Annotated in this window: 19 protein-coding genes; 10 read left to right on the top strand and 9 right to left on the bottom strand. The window is 73.9% G+C overall.

The window, feature by feature from the left end; genetic code table 11:
- Positions 1–10: 10 nt before the first annotated feature.
- The 7 genes from MJ876_RS13425 to MJ876_RS13395 all read right to left on the bottom strand — a co-directional run bounded on the left by MJ876_RS13425 (position 11) and on the right by MJ876_RS13395 (position 8,327).
- Entirely contained in the window at positions 11–856 is an 846-nt protein-coding gene (locus tag MJ876_RS13425) for an ABC transporter permease subunit (protein WP_240236839.1), read from the bottom strand.
- Entirely contained in the window at positions 853–3,630 is a 2,778-nt protein-coding gene (locus MJ876_RS13420; protein WP_240236837.1) for an ATP-binding cassette domain-containing protein, read from the bottom strand. The genes MJ876_RS13425 and MJ876_RS13420 overlap by 4 nt, the downstream gene beginning before the upstream one ends.
- Positions 3,631–3,726: 96 nt before the next feature.
- Positions 3,727–4,383 (bottom strand): TrkA family potassium uptake protein, encoded by a 657-nt coding sequence (locus MJ876_RS13415; RefSeq protein WP_240236835.1) that lies wholly within the window; start codon positions 4,381–4,383, stop codon positions 3,727–3,729.
- Between the two features lie 19 nt (positions 4,384–4,402).
- Positions 4,403–5,773, bottom strand: a complete 1,371-nt coding sequence (locus MJ876_RS13410; RefSeq protein ID WP_240236833.1) for a TrkH family potassium uptake protein — start codon at positions 5,771–5,773, stop codon at positions 4,403–4,405.
- Between the two features lie 13 nt (positions 5,774–5,786).
- Entirely contained in the window at positions 5,787–6,890 is a 1,104-nt protein-coding gene (locus tag MJ876_RS13405; RefSeq protein WP_240236831.1) for an NAD-binding protein, read from the bottom strand.
- 10 nt (positions 6,891–6,900) lie between these two features.
- Positions 6,901–7,296, bottom strand: coding sequence for a hypothetical protein (locus MJ876_RS13400; RefSeq protein ID WP_240236829.1), 396 nt, complete (start codon positions 7,294–7,296; stop codon positions 6,901–6,903).
- 5 nt (positions 7,297–7,301) lie between these two features.
- Positions 7,302–8,327 (bottom strand): YihY/virulence factor BrkB family protein, encoded by a 1,026-nt coding sequence (locus MJ876_RS13395; RefSeq protein ID WP_240236827.1) that lies wholly within the window; start codon positions 8,325–8,327, stop codon positions 7,302–7,304.
- 17 nt (positions 8,328–8,344) lie between these two features.
- Here MJ876_RS13395 and MJ876_RS13390 point away from each other — a divergent pair, with 17 nt between their 5' ends.
- Together MJ876_RS13390 and MJ876_RS13385 are read left to right on the top strand one after the other, a co-directional pair.
- The gene (locus MJ876_RS13390; protein WP_240236825.1) at positions 8,345–10,054 is read left to right on the top strand and encodes an acyl-CoA dehydrogenase family protein; all 1,710 of its coding nucleotides are present in this window, start codon (positions 8,345–8,347) and stop codon (positions 10,052–10,054) included.
- Complete coding sequence (locus tag MJ876_RS13385; RefSeq protein ID WP_240236823.1) at positions 10,051–11,070, top strand: TRM11 family methyltransferase; 1,020 nt, start codon at positions 10,051–10,053, stop codon at positions 11,068–11,070. Before MJ876_RS13390 ends, MJ876_RS13385 begins: the two co-directional genes overlap by 4 nt.
- 161 nt (positions 11,071–11,231) lie before the next feature.
- Here the strand turns inward: MJ876_RS13385 and MJ876_RS13380 are convergent, their stop codons facing one another.
- On the bottom strand, positions 11,232–12,632 hold the full coding sequence (locus MJ876_RS13380; protein ID WP_240236821.1) for a cation:dicarboxylate symporter family transporter: 1,401 nt from the start codon (positions 12,630–12,632) through the stop codon (positions 11,232–11,234).
- Between the two features lie 116 nt (positions 12,633–12,748).
- Between MJ876_RS13380 and MJ876_RS13375 the strand changes: the two genes are divergently transcribed.
- Both MJ876_RS13375 and MJ876_RS22270 read left to right on the top strand, forming a co-directional pair.
- Positions 12,749–14,359 carry an ATP-binding protein gene (locus MJ876_RS13375; protein WP_240236819.1) on the top strand — a complete coding sequence of 537 codons (1,611 nt, stop codon included), beginning with the start codon at positions 12,749–12,751 and terminating at the stop codon, positions 14,357–14,359.
- Positions 14,356–15,057, top strand: a complete 702-nt coding sequence (locus tag MJ876_RS22270; RefSeq protein WP_240236816.1) for a response regulator — start codon at positions 14,356–14,358, stop codon at positions 15,055–15,057. The genes MJ876_RS13375 and MJ876_RS22270 overlap by 4 nt, the downstream gene beginning before the upstream one ends.
- A 378-nt stretch (positions 15,058–15,435) precedes the next feature.
- Here the strand turns inward: MJ876_RS22270 and MJ876_RS13365 are convergent, their stop codons facing one another.
- A complete protein-coding gene (locus tag MJ876_RS13365; protein WP_240236814.1) occupies positions 15,436–16,878 on the bottom strand; it encodes a glycine hydroxymethyltransferase in 1,443 nt (480 codons plus the stop codon).
- 79 nt (positions 16,879–16,957) lie between these two features.
- Here MJ876_RS13365 and MJ876_RS13360 point away from each other — a divergent pair, with 79 nt between their 5' ends.
- From MJ876_RS13360 to MJ876_RS13335, 6 genes are all read left to right on the top strand, one after another.
- Positions 16,958–17,386 (top strand): hypothetical protein, encoded by a 429-nt coding sequence (locus tag MJ876_RS13360; RefSeq protein WP_240236812.1) that lies wholly within the window; start codon positions 16,958–16,960, stop codon positions 17,384–17,386.
- A 53-nt stretch (positions 17,387–17,439) separates the two neighbouring features.
- Positions 17,440–17,862 (top strand): hypothetical protein, encoded by a 423-nt coding sequence (locus MJ876_RS13355; protein ID WP_240236810.1) that lies wholly within the window; start codon positions 17,440–17,442, stop codon positions 17,860–17,862.
- 261 nt (positions 17,863–18,123) lie between these two features.
- Positions 18,124–19,839: a nitrite/sulfite reductase gene (locus MJ876_RS13350; RefSeq protein WP_240236808.1), complete on the top strand. Its 1,716-nt coding sequence runs from the start codon at positions 18,124–18,126 to the stop codon at positions 19,837–19,839.
- Positions 19,836–19,997 (top strand): hypothetical protein, encoded by a 162-nt coding sequence (locus tag MJ876_RS13345; RefSeq protein WP_240236806.1) that lies wholly within the window; start codon positions 19,836–19,838, stop codon positions 19,995–19,997. Before MJ876_RS13350 ends, MJ876_RS13345 begins: the two co-directional genes overlap by 4 nt.
- Positions 19,994–20,740, top strand: coding sequence for a phosphoadenylyl-sulfate reductase (locus MJ876_RS13340; RefSeq protein ID WP_240236804.1), 747 nt, complete (start codon positions 19,994–19,996; stop codon positions 20,738–20,740). The genes MJ876_RS13345 and MJ876_RS13340 overlap by 4 nt, the downstream gene beginning before the upstream one ends.
- A gap of 46 nt (positions 20,741–20,786) precedes the next feature.
- Positions 20,787–21,539 (top strand): sirohydrochlorin chelatase, encoded by a 753-nt coding sequence (locus MJ876_RS13335; protein ID WP_240236802.1) that lies wholly within the window; start codon positions 20,787–20,789, stop codon positions 21,537–21,539.
- The last annotated feature ends 105 nt before the right edge of the window (positions 21,540–21,644 follow it).

The following is a 21,644-nucleotide window of genomic DNA, read 5'->3' as shown; positions in this document are numbered from 1 at the left end:
GGCGCACGCCTCAGGTCAGCACGTCCTTGCGCGCGAACACGACGTACGACGCCCCGAGCAGCAGCACGGCCCAGCCCACCGACCAGGTGGCGCCGGTGGCCATGGCGGAGCCGTCCACCTCGGCGGCGAGGACGTCGGCCCACGCGAACTGGAAGTGGGTCGGCAGCGCGTCGCGGAGGTCCCCGAGCGCGTCGATCGTGTCGAGGATGCTCGACACGATCGTCACCACCACCGCGGTGCCGACCGCCCCGAGCGGTGCGTCGGTGAGGGTGCCGACGAAGAACGCGAGCGCGCCGACGAACAGCAGGTTGACGAAGAGGTAGGCGACGGCCACGCCGAGCCGTGGCCACAGGTCGGGCCACGCGATCGTCTCGCCGGCGAGCCCCTGGTACGGCGCACCGCCGTACGCGACGAGGCCGACGAGGAGGGTCCAGGCGGGCAGCAGCACCAGGGCCACGGCGGTCGACAGCGCGGCCACCGCCAGCTTCACCGTGAGCAGCCGCCCGCGGGGCACCGGGGCGACGAGCAGGTAGCGCAGCGAGGCCCAGCTGGCCTCCGCGGGGACCGCGTCGCCCCAGAACAGCGCCACCACGACCACCAGGAGGAACCCGGTCGAGGCGAACAGCGTGAAGACGGTGAGGTTCGCGGCCCCCACCTGCGCCAGGTCGACGAACGACGGCGCCGCACCGGGCTCGTCGTCGCCGCCGAGGGCGAAGGCGCCGACGAGCAGCAGCGGCAGGAGGAGCAGGAAACCGAGGATCAGGCGCGTGCGGCGACGTCCGAGCTGGCGTCGGACCTCGGCGCCGAGGGGCAGCGGACGGCGGGCGGGGCGGGCGGGTCGTGCGGGGGTGCTCACCGGGGGGCCTCCTCGAGCTGCGCGGGACGGTCCTCGCCGACCAGGCCCATGAAGACCTCCTCGAGGTGGCGGCGCCCGTCGACCCCGACGACGCCGTACCCGGCGCGGACCAGGGTCGCGACGACGACGTCGCGGGTCGGGGTGCCCTCGACGCGCAGCCGCCCGTCCTCGGTCGGCCGCGCCGCGGTGACGCCCGCGGTGGCGCCCAGCAGCGCCGCCGCGCCCTCGACGTCCTGGCCGTCGGCGAGGGCCACCACGGTGGTGCCGGTGTCGTCGGTGAGCTCGTCGACGGCGCCGGTGAGCACGACGCGACCGCGGTGCATGACGACGACGTGCGTGCAGGTCTGCTCGACCTCGCCGAGCAGGTGGCTCGAGACCACCACCGTGCGCCCCGACGCGGCGTACGACGTCAGGACGTCGCGCATCGCCCGGATCTGCGGCGGGTCCAGGCCGTTGGTCGGCTCGTCGAGCAGCAGCAGGTCGGGGCTGCCGAGCATGGCCTGGGCGATGCCGAGCCGCTGCCGCATGCCCTGCGAGTAGGAGCGGACCGGCTTGTCGGCCGCGGCGCCGAGGTCGGCGACGGCGAGGGCGTCGTCGAAGCCGGCCTCGTCGGCGGGGCGGCCGGTGGCCGCCCAGTAGGCGCGCAGGTTCTGACGTCCGGTCAGGTGGGGCAGGAAGCCCGGGCCCTCGATCAGGGCACCGACCCGGCCGAGCACGGCCGACCCGGCCTCCACGCGACGTCCGAGCACGGTGACGGACCCGTCGTCCGCGCTGATCAGGCCGACGAGCATGCGGATCGTGGTCGTCTTGCCGGCGCCGTTGGGGCCGAGCAGGCCGACGACCTGGCCGCGCTCGGCGCGCCACGAGACGCCGTCGACGGCACGGAAGCCGTTGCTGTACTCCTTGACCAGCCCGTCGACGACGAGCGGGACGTCGTCGGTGCCGGGCGGACCGGCCCGCCGGCGGCGTCCGCCGCGGACGGCGCCGACGACGGCACCGAGCACCGCGAGGCCCAGCAGCGCCGCGACGCCGGCGAGCAGCGGGGTCGGGACCAGCGGACCGGAGGAGCCGCCCGCCTCGGTCTCGGGGACCGGCAGCGTGAGCGCCGAGTCGGTGAGCCCCACGCTGTAGGCGCGGGCGTCGCCGGGCACGGCGTACGCCGCGTCGGTGCTGGCGACGACCAGGCGCAGGCGCTGGCCCGGCTCGACCCGGTACGCCGAGGTGGGCAGCCGCACGGTGACGGTGCGGGTCTCCCCCGGCGCCGGCACCTCGACCCGCAGCGGCGAGACCAGCTGGCGCGGCAGGACGGCGCTGTCGTCCTCGGCCACGACCCACAGCGAGGCGAACAGGGTCGCGTCCTGCGCCGTGCTGGTGACCTCCATCCGCACGCTCGGGGCGCCGACGACCGTGAGGGTCTCGCCCACCGGCGCGGTGTCGAACACCGCGGTGGCGCCGGGCAGGGCCGCCAGCCGGAAGCTCTGGCCGAGGCCGCCGAGGGCGTCCAGGGCCCCGCCGGTCCCGGGCAGGGTGGTCAGCGCCGACGGCTCGCCACCGGGCGGGCTGATCACCGGCTGCACCGGCCCGTCCAGCGTCAGCTCGGTGGTCGCCGGATCCGTCACGTCCTCGTACGACGGCGCGGTGAGCCGCTCGGGCTCGCCCTCGCCCAGCGCCGGTGCGGGCAGGACCAGGTCGAAGGCCGTGCCCGGGTCCGGACCGCCGCGCAGGTGGTGGTCGAACCAGCCGAGGGCGCCGTCGACGAGGTCGTCCTCGTCGATCACCGGGACGGCGTCGTGGCCGCCGTCGACCCAGCGGACGGCCACGTCCGTGCCGGCCTCGGTCAGGGCGCGGGCGGTGGCGTCGGCCTGGTCGAGGCCGAACAGCGAGTCGGACTCGCCCTGCAGCAGCAGCGTCGGGGCCCGGACGCGGTCGAGCACGGGCGCCGGCGACGAGCGCCGCAGGGTCGCGAGGGTCCCCTCCGCGGGGCGGCCGGTCTGCGCCACCTGCTGGTAGAGGCGGCAGATCGCGGGCGCGAACCGACCGCAGACACCCCCGGGCAGCGCTTCGGAGGGGGCCCCGGACGGGGCCCCGGGGAGGGAGCCCCCCACGTCGGCGGCGCTGCCCAGCGGCTGGCCCGCGCCGAACAGCAGGGCGGCCCAGCGCTCCTTGAACACGCCCGCGGGCACGGCACCGGGGCCGTCGGCGTTCTGACCGAACAGGGCGGTGCCCAGGTCGTTCCACGTCACCGCGGGCACGACGGCGTCGACGCGGTCGTCGTACGCCGCCCCCATCAGCGCGGCACCCCCGCCGTACGACGCGCCGGCGATGCCGACGACCGGGTCCCCGTCGCCGTCCAGGCGGACGTCGTCCCGCTCGGCGAGCGCGTCGACGAGGGCGGAGACGTCGGCGATCTCCCACCCGGGGGCCGAGAGGTGGATGAGGCCGCCGGAGTCGCCGAAGCCACGGGCCGTCCAGGTCAGGACGACGTACCCCTCGGCGGCGACGGCGCGGGCCTGGTCGACGAGGTCGTCCTTGGACCCGCCGAAGCCGTGCGCGAGCATCACGGCCGCGCGGCGTCCCTCGGCGTCCGCGCCGGGGGCGTCGGCGGCCGGGGTGAAGACGGAGACGTCCAGGGCGGTCGGGCCGCGACCCGGCTCGGGGCGACCCTGGACGGTCCCCTCGGTCTCGGTGACCTCGACGCCGTCGCCGTCGGAGGTGAGGACGAACCCGCCCACCGCCGCGGCGAGGAGCAGCAGCACCACGAGCGCCCCGACCACCCGCCCGCGCGTCAGCTCCGGCTCCCTCTCACGCGCCCAATCTAGGAGGGCGCACCTATCCCGGCCGGGGAGCGGGCACGGTGGCGGCCGAACGGCTCAGGAGAGCTCGCTGAACCTCTCGACGTCCTCGCGGCGTCCGGACACGATCACCAGGCAGTCCCCCGTGACCACGGTCTCGGCCGTGGCGTGGTGGAAGTCGGCCCCGCGCTCCTTCACCCCGATGACGGTCACCCCGTGGCGTCGCCTCACGCCGGTCTCGCCGAGCGGGACGTCGAGGATCGCGGCGGGCGGGTGCATCTTGACGATGGCGTAGCCGTCGTCGAGCTCGATGTAGTCGAGCAGCCGGCCGGCGACGAGGTGCGCGATGCGGCGTCCGGTGTCGTGCTCGGGACGGACGACGTGGTCGACGCCGAGCTGCTCGAGGATGCGCGCGTGCGCCGCGGAGATCGCCTTCGCCCAGATCGAGGGCACCCCGAGGGTCTTCAGCACCGAGCAGGTGAGGATCGAGCCCTCCAGGTTCGACCCGATCCCGACGCACACCCGGCGGAACTCGTCGATCCCGAGCTGGCGCAGCGCCTGCTCGTCGGTCGAGTCGGCCGCCACCGCGTGGGTGACCTCGCCGGACATGCGCTGGATCGTGTGCTCGCTGGAGTCGATGACCATGACCTCGGTGCCCTGCGCCATCAGCTCGCGGGCGAGCGACTCCCCGAAGCGTCCGATGCCGATGACCGCCACGGCGTCCCTGTCTGCCACGCCCCGCATCCAACCAGGCTCAGCCGATCAGCGGGCGACCCTCGGGGTAGCGGTAGAGGGTGGGGCGGTCGCGCAGCGCCAGGGCGGAGACCAGGGTCATCGCGCCGATGCGCCCGACGAACATGAGCACGACCAGCAGCACGTGCGCCGACCGGGGCAGCTCGGGCGTGCCGACGATCGACAGACCGGCCGTCGTGAAGGCCGACGCCGTCTCGAACGCCGCCACCTCCAGGTCGAGCCCGGTGAGCGCCATCATCGCCAGCGTGGCGACCAGCAGGATGGTCAGCGTCAGGGTCGCGACCGCCAGCGCCTGACGTTGGGTGCGGTCGCCGATCCGGCGGCCGGTCAGCTCCACGTCGCGCTGCCCGCGGACCTCGGCGAGGATGACCAGGCCGAGCAGCACCCAGGTCGTCACCTTGATCCCGCCGCCGGCGCTGGCCGCGCCACCGCCGATGAACATGAGGATGGTCGTCACGAGCGCCGACTCGCCGGTGATCGCGCCGTAGTCGACGGTGGTCAGCCCCGCCGAGCGCGGCATCACCGACATGGTGAAGCCGCCGAGCAGGCGGGTCGCTACGGGCTCGCCGCCGAGGGTGGCGGGGTTGGTCCACTCGAACGCGGTGAGCGCCACCCACCCCAGCAGGAGCAGGGCGACCCAGCCGCCGAGCGTCATCTTCGTGTGCAGCGACCACTCCCGCACCGGGAGCACGCGCTTGCGGAGCTCCAGCAGCACGGGCAGGCCGATCGAGCCGAGGAACACCCCGACGCAGGCCGGGAGCACGATCAGCGGGTCACCGACGAACCGGCCGAGGCTGTCGGACCACAGGGAGAAGCCCGAGTTGTTGAAGGACGACACGGCGTGGAAGAGGCCGTACCAGGCGGCACGGCCGAGGGGCTCGTCGTACCCGAGCCACAGCCGGAGGGTCAGCACGACCGCGAGCACGCCCTCGATGACGACGGTGACCTTGATGAGGCCGAACAGCACCTCGCGGACCTCGCCGAGGCCGACGGTGTTCGTCTCGGCGACGGCCGTGAGGCGGCTGCGCAGCCCGAGGCGCTTGGTCACCAGCAGCCCGAGCAGGGAGGCCAGCGCCATGATCCCGAACCCCCCGGCCTGGCAGAGGACGAGGATCATCACGTGCCCGAAGCTCGACCAGTACGTCGGGGTGTCGACCGACGTCAGGCCGGTCACCGACACGGCGCTGGTCGCGGTGAAGAACGCGTCGAACAGCGAGGGCGACTGCGCCCCGGCCCTCGAGACCGGCAGCAGCAGCACCACGGTGCCGAGCGCGATCACGCCGGCGAAGCCCAGCACGATCGCCGGCCCGGGGCGGTCGGACAGGCGGCGCCGGCGTCGCCGCCCGAACTCCTGCGACTCGAGCGTGCTCACCGGGCGCCCCGGCTCAGTCGTCGGACTCGGTGGAGACGGTCTCCCCGTGCGTGCCCGGACGCGGCGCCCAGGGGCGCTCCTGCGCGGGACGGACGACGATGAGCCGGTCGCCGCGGGCCAGCCGGGTCACCACGGGGTCGAAGTAGCGGTACACCTTCTCGTCGCGCACGACGGCGATCACCTGGTCGGGCACCGACTGCGGCGGCGCACCCACCTCGGCCACGAGCAGGTCGCGCTCGGCCACCTCGAGGCCCTCGCCGCGCGAGAGGAGGTCCTCCATGACCGTGCCCAGGGTCGGGGACAGCGTCGACAGGCCGAGCAGCCGCCCGACGGCGTCCGAGGAGGTGATGACGGAGTCCGCGCCGCTCTGGCGCACCAGGGGCACGTTCTCGTGCTCGCGGACCGCCACGACGATCTTCGCCTCCGGGTTGAGCTGGCGCACCGTGAGGGTGGCGAGCACGTTGGAGTCGTCGCGGTCGGTGGTGATGATGACCTGCGCGGCGTCGGCGACACGGGCGCGGCGGAGCACCTCGCGCCGGGTCGCGTCGCCCACCACGACGGCGAAGCCGTCCTCGTGGGCGTCCTCCCGGGCGTGGGGGTCGGAGTCGACGACGACGACGTCGTCGCGCGACAGCCCGTTGCCGAGCAGGACGTCGACCGCGCTGCGGCCCTTGGTCCCGTAGCCGACCACCACCACGTGCTGTCCCATCCGTCTCCTCCATCGCAGCACCCGCAGCGCCTCGCGGCCCTGCGAGGCCAGCACCTCGAGCGTCGTACCGATCAGCAGCACCAGGAAGGCGATGCGCAGCGGCGTGATGATGAACGCGTTCACCAGCCGGGCCTGCTCGCTGGCGGGCGCGATGTCGCCGTACCCGGTCGTCGAGAGCGTGACCGTCGTGTAGTAGATCGCGTCGACGAGGCTGATCTCGTTCGCGGGGTCGCCGTTGTCGTTGTAGCCCTCGCGGTCGAGGTAGACGAGGGCCACCGTCAGCACCAGGATCCCCAGCGCCAGCAGCAGCCGCTTCGCGAGCTGCCAGACCGGCGAGCTCTCCTGCTCGGGGAGGTCGACGCGTCCCCGGTCACCCGGGGCGGTCACCTCCGCGGGTTCACCGGCCACGAGCGGGAACCTAGTCGACCACGGCGCCGTAGATGAGCACCCGCCCCGACGACTCCTCCGGGTCGTCGGTCGCCTCGTCCTCCGGGGCCTGCGTCGTCCGGACGACGACGAAGCGGAACTCGTCCCCGGTCTCGGGGCGCTCGCTGCCCGCGCTGCGCTCCCAGCGACCGCAGAGGACGTCGTCGTCGCCCTGCTCGTCGGCGACGTCGAGGTCCGACTCCTCGAGGGCCGCGACGGAGTCGCCGGACAGGCACAGCAGGTTGCTGCTCGCGTCGAACGAGTCGACGGTGCCGGTGGTCCGCTCGGGGCCGTCCGGGCCGGCGACGACGCCCAGCAGGTATCCCGCGAGGAGGACCAGGGCGGCGATCGCGACGGCGACCGGGGTCGGCATGTTCACGGTGCCCACGGCGGTCAGTGTTCCACGTCCCCCTGCTCGGACGGCGGCGGCTCGGGGTCGGCCGGACGTCGGCGCCGCGGGCGGCCGTTGACCGTACGACGCAGCCGCGCGGCGAGCTCGCGCCGGGCGGTCGCGGTGGCCTGCTGACCGATGACCTCGTCGAAGGCGGCGTTCAGGGCGGCGCCGATCAGCACGGCGATGGCGAGGAGGTAGAGCCACAGCAGGATCGCGATGGGCGCCGAGAGCGGCCCGTACACCGAGCGGGACTCCTCCGCGCTGACGGTGAGCACCCAGCGCAGCACCGACGACCCCGCGACCCAGACCAGCAGCGAGAAGACGGCCCCGGGCAGGTTGAAGCTCCACTGGGTCCGCACGGGCACGGACACGTGGTAGAGCGTGGCGAGGAAGCAGATGCACACGACCAGGACGGTCGGCCAGTAGAACATCGCGAGGAACTCGAGCCGCTCGGGCAGCAGGCTCGCCACGAGCCGGGGCCCGGCGACGACGAGCGGGATGCCGATCATGCCGGTGAGCAGGCCGAGCAGGTAGAGCCCGAAGGACAGCATCCGGGTCGCGACGATCCCCCGTTGCCCGCCCAGGCCGTGCATGATCGTGATGGTGTCGACGAACACGTTCAGCGCCCGCGAGCCCGACCAGAGCGCGAGCACGAACCCGATCGAGATGACGTCGGCGCGGCCGCCCGAGAGGACCTCGTCGATGGTCGGGGCGATGATGCGGTCCACGGCCGAGTCGGTCAGCGCCTGGGTGGACAGGTCGAGGATGGCCTGACGGACGTCGGTGACCTGGGTCGGCGGGAAGCGCTCGGTCACGAAGCCGATCGCCCCGGCGAGCGCGAAGATCAGCGGCGGCAGGGAGAGGACGGCGAAGAACGCGGCCTCGCCCGCCAGGCCCGCGACGCGGTGGCGCAGGCACGACGCGGTGGTCACGGTGACGAGTCGGCGGACGAGGAACAGCAGGCCGCCCTCCCTCGAGCCCTGACCCGCGGCGGGTGCGGGCACAGCCCGACCCCCTGCGCTCATGGACCTACGGTATCCGCATGAGAGCCGCCTCCGAGGTCTCCGCCGACGCCTCCGCGCGCCTGTCCCCGCGCCTCGCGTCGCGGGTCTCCCCCAACCAGCCGTTGCCCCTGGAGGGGCACGACGTCGTGGCCGGGGACGCCGCGCTGGTCGACGCCGTCCGACGGCACGCCCGGGGCACCGCCGACGACCTGCTCGCCGGCCTCGGGCCGCTGGGTCGTCTCGCCGGCTCCGCCGAGGCGCGCGAGCACGGCCGGCTCGCCAACGAGCACCCGCCGCGGCTGCGCACGGTCGACCGGTACGGCACCCGGGTCGACGAGGTCGAGTTCCACCCCTCGTGGCACTGGCTGATGGAGCGCGGGGTCGGGTTCGGGCTGGGCGGGACGCCGTGGGCCACCTCGTCGGACGAGCCCGGCGGGCTCGACGCGCACCTGCGCCGTGCCGCGGGGTTCCTGGCCTGGAGCCAGGTCGAGCCGGGCCACGCGTGCCCGCTCTCCATGACGTACGCCGCCGTCCCCGCCCTCCGCGCGAGCCCCGCGCTGGCCGCGACCTGGGAGCCCGCGCTCACCTCGACGTCGTACGACCCGGGCCTGCGGCCGGTCGCCACGAAGCTGGGCGCGCTCGCCGGGATGGGGATGACGGAGAAGCAGGGCGGCTCCGACGTCCGCGCGACGACGACCACGGCGACCCCGACCGGACCCGCGGCCGACGACCCGTACGTGCTGGAGGGCCACAAGTGGTTCACGTCGGCGCCGATGAACGACGTGTTCCTCGTGCTCGCCCAGGCGCCGGGCGGGCTGTCGTGCTTCGTCGTCCCCCGGGTGATGCCCGACGGCACCCGCAACGCCCTCGAGGTCGTGCGGCTGAAGGACAAGCTGGGCAACCGGTCGAACGCCTCGGCCGAGCTGGAGCTGGCCGGCACGCACGGGTGGCTGCTCGGCGAGGAGGGCCGCGGCGTCCGGACGATCATCGCGATGGTGTCCGCGACGCGGCTCGACTGCGTGCTGGGGTCGGCCGCGCTGATGCGCCGTGCGGTCGCCGAGGCGTCCTGGCACGTCGCGCACCGCTCCGCCTTCGGACGCCGCCTCGCCGACGCGCCGCTGATGCGCAACGTGGTCGCCGACCTCGCCGTCGAGTCGGAGGCCGCGACCGCGCTCGCGCTGCGCCTGGCCACCGCCGTCGACCGTGACGACCCGCTGCTGCGCATCGGGCTGCCGCTGGCGAAGTTCTGGGTCTGCAAGCGGACGCCGGCCGTCGCGGCCGAGGCGTTGGAGTGCCTGGGCGGCAACGGCTACGTCGAGGAGTCCGGGATGCCGCTGCTCTTCCGGGAGTCGCCGCTGAACTCGGTGTGGGAGGGCTCGGGCAACGTCAACGCCCTCGACGTCCTGCGGGCGCTGGGTCGTGAGCCGGCCGCCCTCGACGCGTGGGTCGACGAGGTCGGCCGCGCCCGCGGTGCCGACGCCCGGCTCGACCGCGCGGTCGACGAGGTGCTCGGCATGCTCGGCGAGCTGCTCGCGGACCCGGTGGGCGCCGAGGGCCTCGCCCGCCGTCTCGCCGGCCGGATGGCGGCCTGCCTGCAGGGGGCGCTGCTCGTGACCGGCGGGCCCGCGCAGGTCGCCGACGTCTTCTGCGCCTCCCGCCTCGCCCCGACCGCCGACGGCACCTTCGGCGCGCTGGCCTCCGGTGACCACGCGGCGATCGTCGAGCGCGTCACGCCGGCGGTGCCGTGACCCGCTACCTCGCGCTGCGCGAGCCGTCGGCGAACCACGTCTACACGCAGGCGGCGGGCCCGCTCGCGCTGGCCGAGCTCGCCCTGCTGTGCCCGGAGGCCGCCGACGTCGCCGAGGTCGACCTCGCCGGCGTGTCGTACGTGGCCCTCGACGCGGACGGCGTCCCGCCCCTGCTCGGCCACCACTCGGCGCTGCTGGCGCTGTTCGAGGACGCCGGCTCGCCCGGCGAGCCGCTGCTGCGGCCGGTGGGCGTGGAGCGGCCCGAGGTGCTCCCCGAGGACCTCGTGACGATCCCGAAGTACCCCGGCAAGACGAACGAGCAGTTCACCCGGCTGATGGTGAACCTCGCGCTGGCGGCCGTCCGCCGTCCCGCCGGTCGTCGACGCGTGCTCGACCCGATGTGCGGGCGCGGGACCACCCTCACCACCGCCCTGCGCCTCGGCCACGACGCCGTCGGGGTCGACCGCGACCCGAAGGTCCTCGACGCCACGGCCGCGTTCCTGAAGACCTGGCTGCGCCGCGGCCGCCTCAAGCACTCCGCCGACGTGACCCCCGTCCGGCGCGAGGGCAGGCGGATCGGGCGCCGGCTCGACGTCACCCTGACCCCGCCGGCCGGCGGCGAGCCCCTGGCCCTCGCCCAGCTGGAGGGCGACGGACGGCGCTCGGCCGAGCTGTGCGGGCGCCGCGGCTTCGACGCCGTCGTCCTCGACGCGCCGTACGGCGTGGTCCACGGTGCCCACCGCGGTCGGCCGGGCGCCCAGGACGCCGGCGTGCGTGAGCGCTCCCCCGGGTCCCTGCTCGCCGAGGGGGTGCCGGTGTGGGCCGGCCAGCTGCACCGCGGCGGCACCCTGGCGATCGCCTGGAACACCCGCACGCTGTCCCGGGACGAGCTGCTCGCGACCGTGCGGGACGCCGGGCTCGAGCCGCTGGACGACGGCCCCTGGCGCGACCTCTCCCACCGCGTCGACTCCTCCATCCAGCGCGACCTGCTCGTCGCCGTCCGCCCCACGGACTGACCGGGCCCTCACGGGGCCAGGTGGCTCCTCGACCACCGGGGCCTCCGCCGCCCCCGGAGGTCGAGCCTGTCGAGACCCCTGCCTCCCGCACCCGCGGACGACAGCGCCCCGGACCTGGTCCACCAGGTGGACCGGATCCGGGGCGTCGTGCGTGTCGCTCCTCAGCCCTTCGCGAGCTGCGGCGCACCCTTCTCCGCGACGGCGTCGGTCATCGGGGCGTCGGCGCCGTGGTCGTCGACCATCGTCGACTCGTCGAAGGGCAGGTCGCCCTTCAGCACGCTGTCGAAGCGCTGGCGGTCGATGCCGCCGGTCCAGTGGCCGATGAGGACCGTCGCGACGGCGTTGCCGGCGAAGTTCGTCAGGGCGCGGGCCTCGGACATGAACCGGTCGATGCCGACGATGAAGCCGACGCCGTCCACCAGGTCGGGGCGGTGCGACTGCAGGCCACCGGCGAGGACGGCCATGCCGGAGCCGGTGACGCCCGCGGCGCCCTTGGCCGCGATCATCATGAACAGCAGCAGGCCGATCTGCTCACCGATGCTCAGCGGGTCGCCGAGGGCGTCGGCGATGAAGAGCGAGGCCATGGTCAGGTAGATCGCGGTGCCGTCGAGGTTGAACGAGTAGCCGGTGGGGATGACGACGCCCACGGTGGTCCGGTCGACGCCGGCGTGCTCGAGCTTGGCGATGACGCGCGGCAGGGCCGACTCGGAGGACGACGTCGCGAGGATGAGCAGGAACTCGCGGCCCAGGTACTTCAGCAGGCCGAAGATGCCGACGCCGGTGGCGGCCTTGAGCAGCGCGCCGAGGACGACGAAGACGAACAGCAGGCAGGTGATGTAGAAGCCGATCATCAGCACGCCGAGGCTGGCGAGGGCGCTCACGCCGCCCTGGCCGGTGACGGCGGCGATGGCGCCGAACGCGCCGATCGGGGCGGCCCACATGATCATGGCGAGGACCCGGAAGACGACCTTCTGCAGGTGGCCGATGACGGTGAGGACGGGCTGGCCGGCGGCGCCCATGCGCTGCAGGGCGAAGCCGACGAGCAGGGCGACGAAGAGGGTCTGCAGCACCGAGCCCGAGGTGAGCGCGGAGAACAGCGAGGTCGGGATGATCCCGAGCAGGAACTCGGTGGTGCTGCCGTGGCCGTCCGCGGCCTTCGACTGGCCCTCGGCGGCGAGCTCGGAGGTGAGGTTCAGGCCCTGGCCCGGGTCGAGCAGGTTCCCGACGACGAGGCCGATGGCCAGGGCGACCGTCGACATCACGAGGAAGTAGACGAGCGCCATCCCGCCGACCTTGCCGACCTTCGTGGCGCTGGCGACCGAGCCGACGCCCAGGACGATCGTGCAGAAGATGACCGGCTGGATCATCATCTTGATCAGGTTGATGAAGCCGTCGCCGATGGGCTCGAGCTGGACGGCGAAGCCGGGGGCGACGAGCCCGACGAGGATGCCCAGCGCCACCGCGGCGATGACGGCGAGGTACAGGGCGTGCGTGGCGCGCGCCGAGGAGCGCTTCTGCTCCGTCGGCTGCGGCGCCTTGGGTGCCGGTGAGGTGGTGGCCATGGGGTGTCCCTTCGTTGCCGGCCGCCGCGGACGTGGCGGCCGTCACGCACTCTGGTCGGCGCTGTGAGGCCGGTCACCCTTGTGGTCGTTGAGTTCACGGGCGGCATGATGTGCGCATGCGTGGGCGGGGCTGGTCGGTCGCACGCCAGGTGCTGCTCCTCCAGGTCGTCCTGGTCGTGGTGACGGTCCTGGTCACCGCGGGCCTCGCGTCGTACGACGCCCAGCGCGACGCCCGCGCGGCGGCGACCGAGCGGGCGGTCGCGGTGGCGCGGGCGGTGGCCGACTCCCCCGCCGTCGTGCAGGCGCTGCGGCGCGACGACCCGTCGGCGACCCTGCAGCCCTTCGCGGAGGAGGTCCGGGCGGACACCGGCGTCGACTTCGTCGTCATCATGACGACGCAGGGCATCCGCTGGACCCACCCGAACCCGGCGCTGATCGGCGAGCCGTTCGTCGGCGACCTCGGCAGCGCGCCGGACGGCGGCGTCCTCACCCAGGAGTTCGAGGGCACGCTCGGACCGTCGGTGCGTTCCGTCGTCCCGGTGCGCGGGGACGCCGGGCCCGTCGCCCTCGTCTCGGTGGGCATCACCGTCGACTCGATCCGCCGCAGCCTGACCGACGACCTCGCGCTGGTGGGGATCGCGGCGCTCGTGCTGCTGGTGCTCGGCCTGGGCGGCGCCGCCCTCGTCCACCGGCGGGTCCGCCGCCAGACGCACGGCCTGGGCGAGCAGGAGATCACCCGGATGTACGAGTACTACTCGGCCGTCCTGGGCGCCGTCCGCGAGGGTCTGCTCCTCCTCGACCGTGACGGCCGGGTGCAGCAGGTCAACGCCGAGGCCCGCCGGCTGCTCGCGCTGGGGGAGGACGCCGCCGGGCGGTCGCTGGCCGACCTGGGGCTGCCCGCCGTCCTCGTCGACGCCGCGACCGGCGGCGAGCGCTCCCCCGACGACCTGTACCTCGTGGGCGACCGGGTCCTGCTGGTCAGCACCTCGCCGGCCACCTGGGAGGGCAGCGAGGTCGGGTCGGTGGTCACGTTGCGCGACCACACCGAGCTGCGGGCCGTCACGGGCGAGCTGGACGCCGTCCGCGGGCTCACCGAGTCGCTGCGCGCGCAGAGCCACGAGTCGGCGAACCTCCTCCACACGGTGGTGTCCCTGCTGGAGACCGGCCGGGTCGAGGAGGCGGTCGACCTGGTCACCGAGGAGCTCCAGCTCGCCCAGCTGCTCACCGACCGGGTCATCGACTCCGTCGGTGACCCGGTGGTGGCCGCGCTGCTGCTCGGCAAGCTCGCCCAGGCGACCGAGCGCGGCGCCGTGCTGGAGGTCGTCGGCGACCTCGGTGCCGACGGCGAGGTCCCGCGGGAGGTCTCCCGCGACCTGGTGACCGTGGTCGGCAACCTGGTCGACAACGCCTTCGACGCCGTCAGCGGCCAGTCGGAGCGCCGGGTGCGGGTGGAGCTCGGGGGCGGCGAGCGCCTGCGGGTGGTGGTCGGCGACAGCGGCCCCGGGTTCGACTCCGACGCCGTCACCCACGCCCTGGAACGGGGGTGGAGCACCAAGTCGGGCGGGGACGCCGCCGGTCGTGGTCTCGGTCTGGCCCTGGTGTCCGCGGCGGCCCGTCGCCACGACGGCGAGGTCACCCTCGGCCGCTCGGAGCTCGGCGGGGCCCGCATCGAGGTCGAGATGGACGCGCGGACCGCTCGTCCCACGACCGCCGGGGCGCGACCGTGACCGTCCGGGTGCTCGTCGTCGAGGACGAGCCGATCGCCGCCGAGACCCACGTCGCGTACGTCGGCCGGGTGCCCGGTTTCGCCGCCGTCGGGTCGGCGTCCTCGCTCGCGGAGGCGGTCCGGGTCCTCGAGACCGAGCGGGACGCCGGGACCCCGGTCGACCTCCTGCTCCTCGACCTGCACCTCCCGGACGGCCACGGCCTCGCCCTGCTCACCCGCCTGCGGGCCACCGGGCACTGGTGCGACGTCGTCGCCGTCACCTCGGCGCGCGACGCGGACGTCGTCCGCCGGGCGGTGGCCCAGGGGGTCGCGCTCTACCTGCTCAAGCCCTTCACGTTCGCCACGTTCCGCGCGAAGCTGCAGCGGTACGCCGAGTACCGCGGCAGCCTCGTGTCCGACGGCAGCGAGGTCGTCCAGGACGAGATCGACCGTGCCTTCGGCACCCTGCGCTCACCGGTCTCCGACGCCCTGCCGAAGGGCATGAGCCCGGAGACGCTGTCCCGGGTCACGGCCGCCGTCCGCGACACCACCGGCACCGAGGCCGGCGGCGCGTCGGCCAGCGAGGTCGCCGCCGCGACCGGCACCTCCCGCGTGACGGCCCGCCGCTACCTCGAGCACCTCGCCGAGCAGGGCGCCCTCGAGCGCCGGCCGCGCTACGGCGCCGGCCGCCCGGAGCTGGAGTACCGCTGGCGGACGTGACCCAGCGCCGAGTCGGCCCGAACGCACGCCGCACACACGCCGAGTCGGCCCGAACGCACGCCGCACACACGCCGAGTCGGCCCGAACGCACGAGGTACAGGTGCCGAGTCGGCCCGAACGCACGTAGGTCCCGACACGCCCGACACCGGAGTCCACGATCATCCCTGTCGGCGCTGCGTGATCACGGCCAGACGAGCGGGCGTTCGGGACGACTCGGCGTCCCCAGGACGCGCGTTCGAGACGACTCGGCGTCCCCAGGACGCGCGTTCGGGACGACTCGGCGTCCCCAGGACGCGCGTTCGGGACGACTCGGCGTCCCCAGGACGCGCGTTCGGGACGACTCGGCGTCCCCAGGACGCGCGTTCGGGACGACTCGCGTCAGGACAGGTCGATGCCCGGGTAGAGCGGGTGGGCGTCGAGGAGGTCGGCGGCCTCGGCGCGGACCTTCTCGGCCACGCCCTCGGCCAGCGTGTACGTCGCCTTGGACGGCGCACCCGCCTTCGTCGTCCCCGGCTCGGTCTGGGTGAGCACCTGGGTGACCAGCTCGGCGACGGCGTCGAACTCGTCCTTGCCGAAACCGCGGGTGGTCAGCGCGGGGCTGCCGAAACGGATGCCGGAGGTGTACCAGGCGCCGTTCGGGTCGGCCGGCACCGAGTTGCGGTTGGTGACGATGCCGGCGTCGAGCAGGGCGGCCTCGGCCTGGCGGCCGGTGAGGCCGTAGCCGGAGACGTCGAGCAGCACGAGGTGGTTGTCGGTGCCGCCGGTCACGAGCTTCGCGCCGCGGCGGTTGAACCCCTCGGCGAGCGCCTGGGCGTTGTCGGCGACCTGCTGGGCGTAGGTGCGGAACGAGTCCTGGCGGGCCTCGGCGAACGCGACGGCCTTGGCGGCCATGACGTGCGAGAGCGGGCCGCCCAGGACCATCGGGCAACCGCGGTCGACGCTGGGCGCGTACTCCTCGGTCGCCAGCACCATGCCGCCGCGCGGCCCGCGCAGCGACTTGTGGGTGGTCGTGGTGACGAGGTGCGCGTGCGGCACCGGGTCCTCGTCGCCGGTGAACACCTTGCCGGCCACGAGGCCCGCGAAGTGGGCCATGTCGACCATGAGGGTGGCGCCGACCTCGTCGGCGATCTCGCGCATCTTCGCGAAGTTCACGCGACGCGGATACGCCGAGTAGCCGGCGACGAGCACCAGCGGCTTGAACTCGCGGGCCTTGGCGGCGACGGCGTCGTAGTCCAGGAGCCCGGTCTCCGGGTCGGTGCCGTACTGCTGCTGGTGGAACATCTTCCCGGAGATGTTCGGGCGGAAGCCGTGCGTCAGGTGGCCGCCGGCGTCCAGGCTCATGCCGAGCAGGCGCTGCTCGCCGAACTTCCGGCGCAGCGTCTCCCAGTCGGCCTCGGAGAGCTCGTTGACGTTCTTCAGGCCCGCGTCGGCCAGCGTCGGCTGCTCGATGCGGTGCGCCAGGATCGACCAGAAGGCGACGAGGTTCGCGTCGATGCCGGAGTGGGGCTGGACGTAGGCGTACTCGGCGCCGAACAGCTCGCGGGCGTGCTCGGCGGCGAGCGACTCGACGGTGTCGACGTTCTGGCAGCCCGCGTAGAACCGGTGGCCGACCGTGCCCTCGGCGTACTTGTCGGAGAACCAGGTGCCCATCGTCATGAGGACGGCGGGCGAGGCGTAGTTCTCCGAGGCGATGAGCTTGAGCGACCCCCGCTGGTCGGCGAGCTCGGCGCGGGTCGCCTCCGCGATCCGCGGCTCGACGGAGGCAATCACCTCCAGCGCCTGCGAGTAGGCGGAGCTGGTCAGGGCGTTCACGTCGGCCATGGCTCCCAGCGTAGGTCCCGTCGGCGGTCCGGCGGGAGTCGCGGGTTTCCGCCGGGACCCCAGGGGAACCCTCCCCGGCATGCCGACCACCCGCCACATGCTCGCTCCCCTGGCGGCCGCGGCCGCCGCGACGCTGCTCGCCGGCTGCGGTGGCGGCCCACCGGAGCTCTCCGAGGCCATGGCCGCCGTCTGCGACGAGGACACGACCTACGAGCCGGAGCCGAGCCCCTTCGACGACACCGACCCCTCGGACCCCGAGCCGCTGGAGGAGCTGCGCTGCGAGCGCAGCGCGCTCACGCTGTCCGGCAACGTGTACGACGAGGACCCCTCGTCGTACCTGCAGGGCCTGTCCGACTCCGTGGAGTCCGGCGACGGCGGCGACTACTGGACGGCCGTCGCCGAGGGCGACGGTCGATGGGTCGTCGTCGGCTTCAGCGCAGCTCCGAGCGACGAGGACCCGGAGTTCCTCGACCCGCTGAAGGAGATGGGCTTCGAGGTCGACAAGTGAGGCCCGGCCGGACGTGGGACCGTCATCGCGCCAGGGCTGCTCTCCCCCTGCTGGTGGCGACGCTCCTCGCCGTTGTCGCGGGCTGCACGGGCCCACCCGCCGACGACCCCGCCTCCGCGCTCCGCGCCGTGTGCGGCGAGGACGCCGAGATCGTGGAACAGGACGTCCACCCCCTGGACGAGGATCCTTCCTGGCAGGAGCCGCCCCTCGAGTGCGAGGTGGACGGTCACCGAGTGGAGGGGTACGACCTCCTGCTGTCCGGTGACAGGCTGGCCTCCGAGATCAACCGCGAGCAGGACGTCTTCTTCAGCGGCAACGGCGGGACGCTCGGCTGGGCGACGTCGGAGGACGTCGACGACACCCACGGGATCCTCGTCGAGATCTTCCCCCTGGACGACGGGGAGGCCGACATGGACCTTCTCGACCCGCTCGAGGGCGACGGGTGGGAGACGGGTCTGGGGTACACGGAGGAGTGAGTCGGCGCAGGCCGACGTATCCACATGGTGGACTCGCTGTCCACATCATGGGATCTCAAGTTGTGGGCAGGCCGTCCGCAGCGTGAGACTGGGCCCCATGATCTCGCCGGCGACGCACGCCCACCTCGTGGAGCGTCGCCACGTGGACCTCGGGCGCACCCGCTCCATGTTGTGTCCGTCCTCCTGAGGCGCCGACCCGCTGTCCCGCGTCCGACCACGCCGTCGGGCCACCCTGCGACCTGATCGAGGACCTTCTCCCGCATGCCTGACCTCCGGTACAAGCCCGAGCCCGCGAAGCACACCGAGATCCCCCGGCCCAAGCGGGCCGAGGGCCAGTGGGCACTCGGCTACACCGAGCCGCTGAACAAGAACGAGCAGTCCAAGAAGGACGACGACCCGCTGAACGTGCGGGACCGGATCCTCTACATCTACTCGAAGCGCGGCTTCGCCTCGATCGACCCGGCCGACCTCCGTGGCCGCTTCCGCTGGATGGGGCTGTACACCCAGCGCAAGCCCGGCATCGACGGCGGCAAGACCGCGGTGCTCGACGAGGAGGAGCTGGACGACGAGTACTTCATGCTCCGCGTCCGCTCCGACGGCCAGCTGCTCGCGCCGGCCGCCGTCCGCGCCCTGGGCAGCATCGGCGTCGACTTCGCCCGCGACACCGCCGACGTCACCGACCGCGAGAACATCCAGTACCACTGGATCCGCATCGAGGACGTCCCCGAGATCTGGAACCGTCTCGACGAGGCCGGGCTGTCCAGCCTGGAGGCGTGCGGCGACTCGCCGCGGCCCTTCCTCGGCTCCCCCGTCGCCGGTGTCGCCGCCGACGAGATCATCGACGGCACCTCGGCCCTCGACGAGATCCGGGCCCGCTACATCGGCGACCCGGCCTTCTCGAACTTCCCGCGCAAGTTCAAGACCGCGCTGACCGGGCACCCGAGCCACGACGTCTCGCCGGAGACGAACGACGTGGCCTTCGTCGGGACGACGCACCCCGAGCACGGGCCCGGTTTCGACGTCTGGGTCGGCGGCGGGCTGTCCACCAACCCGAAGCTGGCCGTGCCGCTGGGCGTGTGGATCCCGCTGGACGAGGTCGCCGACGTCTGGGCCGGCGTCGCGGGCATCTTCCGCGACTACGGCTACCGCCGGCTGCGCTCGAAGGCGCGCCTGAAGTTCCTCGTCGCCGACTGGGGCGGGGAGAAGTTCCGCGAGGTGCTCGAGAACGAGTACCTGGGCAAGAAGCTCGTCTCCTGCCCCTCGCCGCCGTCGCCGGGCACCCTGCGCGACCACATCGGCGTCCACGACCAGAAGGACGGCAAGAAGTACGTCGGGGTCGCCCCGACCGCCGGCCGGGTCTCCGGCACGCTGCTCACCGGCCTGGCCGACCTGATGGAGAAGCACGGCGTCGCCGGGGCCCGGCTCACGCCGTACCAGAAGATCGTGCTGATCGGCGTCGAGCCCGACGCCGTCGACGCCCTGCTCGACGACCTCGACGAGCTGGGCCTGTCGGCCCGGCCCTCGCAGTGGCGCCGCAGCACGATGGCCTGCACCGGCATCGAGTTCTGCAAGCTCGCCATCGTCGACACCAAGGACCGTGCCCGCGACCTCGTCGCCGAGCTCGAGCGGCGCTTCCCGGACCTCGACACCCCGATCACGGTCAACGTGAACGGCTGCCCGAACGCCTGCGCCCGCACCCAGGTCGCCGACATCGGCCTCAAGGGCCAGCTCGTCACGGTCGACGGCGAGCAGGTGGAGGGCTTCCAGGTGCACCTGGGCGGCACCGCCGGGCTCGACGCGGTCTTCGGCCGCAAGCTGCGCGCCCACAAGGTCACCAGCGCCGGTCTCGACGACTACATCACCTCCGTGGTCAGCAACTACCTCGTCGACCGGACCGACGGCGAGGCCTTCGCCGCCTGGGTGGCCCGGGCCGACGAGGAATTGCTGCGGGGTGACAAGACGCTGGAGAAGGCATGACCTCCTCCCGTGCAGCTTCTCCCTTCCACTGCCCCTACTGCGCCGAGACGGACCTCTGGCCGCGGGAGGAGACGGGCGGCTGGGAGTGCCGGGCGTGCCTGCGCGCCTTCGCGGTGACGTTCCTGGGCCAGATCACGCCGTCGGGGGGCGCGCGATGACGACCGCGACCACCCAGGCGGCCCGTGACTTCAAGGGCACCCACACCGAGGGACGGAGCTCGGAGGAGCTGCGCGAGCTGGTCAGCCACATGGGCGCGGAGCTCGAGCTGGCGCCGGCGGAGCAGATCATCGAGTGGGCCGTCGCCACGTTCGGGGCGCGCTTCTGCGTCACCGCGTCGATGGCGGACGCCGTGCTGTCCCACGTGGCCTCGAAGGTCGCGCCGGGCGTCGACGTCGTGTTCCTCGACACCGGCTACCACTTCGTCGAGACCCTCGGCACGCGGGACGCCGTCGCCGCGACCCTGCCGGTGAACGTCATCAGCGCGAAGCCCGAGCTGACGGTCGCCGAGCAGGACGAGAAGTACGGCAAGGACCTCTTCCGCCGCGACCCCGACGCCTGCTGCGCCATGCGGAAGGTGGCACCTCTGAGCCGCATGCTGTCCGGCTACGACGCCTGGGCGACCGGCATGCGTCGCGCCGAGACCCGCAACCGGGTCGTCGCCCCCGTCATCGGGTGGGACGCCCGCAAGCAGAAGGTCAAGGTCTCCCCGCTCGCCCGCTGGTCCGACGAGGACGTCGACCGCTACGTCGCCGAGAACGGCGTGCTCGTGAACCCGCTGGTCCACGACGGCTTCCCCTCGATCGGCTGCGAGCCCTGCACGCGCCGCGTCGCCCCCGGCGAGGACGCCCGCAGCGGTCGGTGGGCCGGCACGTCGAAGACCGAGTGCGGCATCCACCTCTGACCCGACCGTCCCCACCGACCCGCACACCGCCCGACAGGAGACCGCGATGACAGCTCCCGCGCTCGTCGCCCTCGCCCACGGCAGCCACGACCCCCGCTCTCGGGACTCCGTCACGGCGCTCGTGACCGAGGTCCGCCGTGCCCGGCCCGACCTCCGCGTGGAGCAGGCCTCGCTCGAGCGGCCCGACGCCCGGGGGCCGTCGCTGACCGACGTCGTGGCCCGCCTGGCGGCCGACGGGGTCGAGGAGGCGGTCGTCGTCCCGCTGCTGCTCACCGAGCCGCACCTGGCCGGTGCGGACGTCGACAGCGCGATCGTGGACGCCGCCGCCCGCCACCGGTCGGTCCGCCTGCGCGCGTCCGCTGTCCTGGGTCTCGAGCCGGCGTTCCTGGAGGTCCTCGACGTCCGCCTGCGCGACGCACTGGCCGCGGCCCGGGTCTGCGAGCTGGACGCGCTGGTGCTCGCGGCGTCCGGATCGACCGACCACCTGACCAACGCCGCCGTGGCCCGCCTGGCGCGGCTCTGGGGCACCCACCACAAGCTGCCCGTGACCGCGGCGTACGCCGCGTCCGCCCCGCCGGCGACGGGCGAGGCCGTCCGCGCCTTCCGCGGCGAGGGCCGTCGCCACATCGCCGTCGGCTCGCTGTTCCTCGCGCCCGGGGTACTCCACGACCGGGCCGCCGAGCTCGCCCTCGAGGCCGGGGCCGTGGCTGTCTCGGCGCCGCTCGGCCCCCACCCCGAGGTCGCCCGCGTCGTCCTCGCCCGCTACGCCGTCGGCGCCGTGGAGCTCGTTCCCGTCTAGCACCGGCGGTCGAGGTGCGAGGCGCGCGGCGCCGAGCCTCGAGACCCCGTGAGAGCCGTGGTCGCCGGGTTTCGAGGCTCGCTGCGCTCGCACCTCAACCAGCGG

The sequence above is a fragment of the Nocardioides sp. CFH 31398 genome, from assembly GCF_022436705.1.
Taxonomy (GTDB): Bacteria; Actinomycetota; Actinomycetes; order Propionibacteriales; family Nocardioidaceae; genus Nocardioides.
The sequence above is the reverse complement of the archived record's forward strand: the minus strand, read 5'-3'. Positions and strand labels throughout refer to the sequence as shown.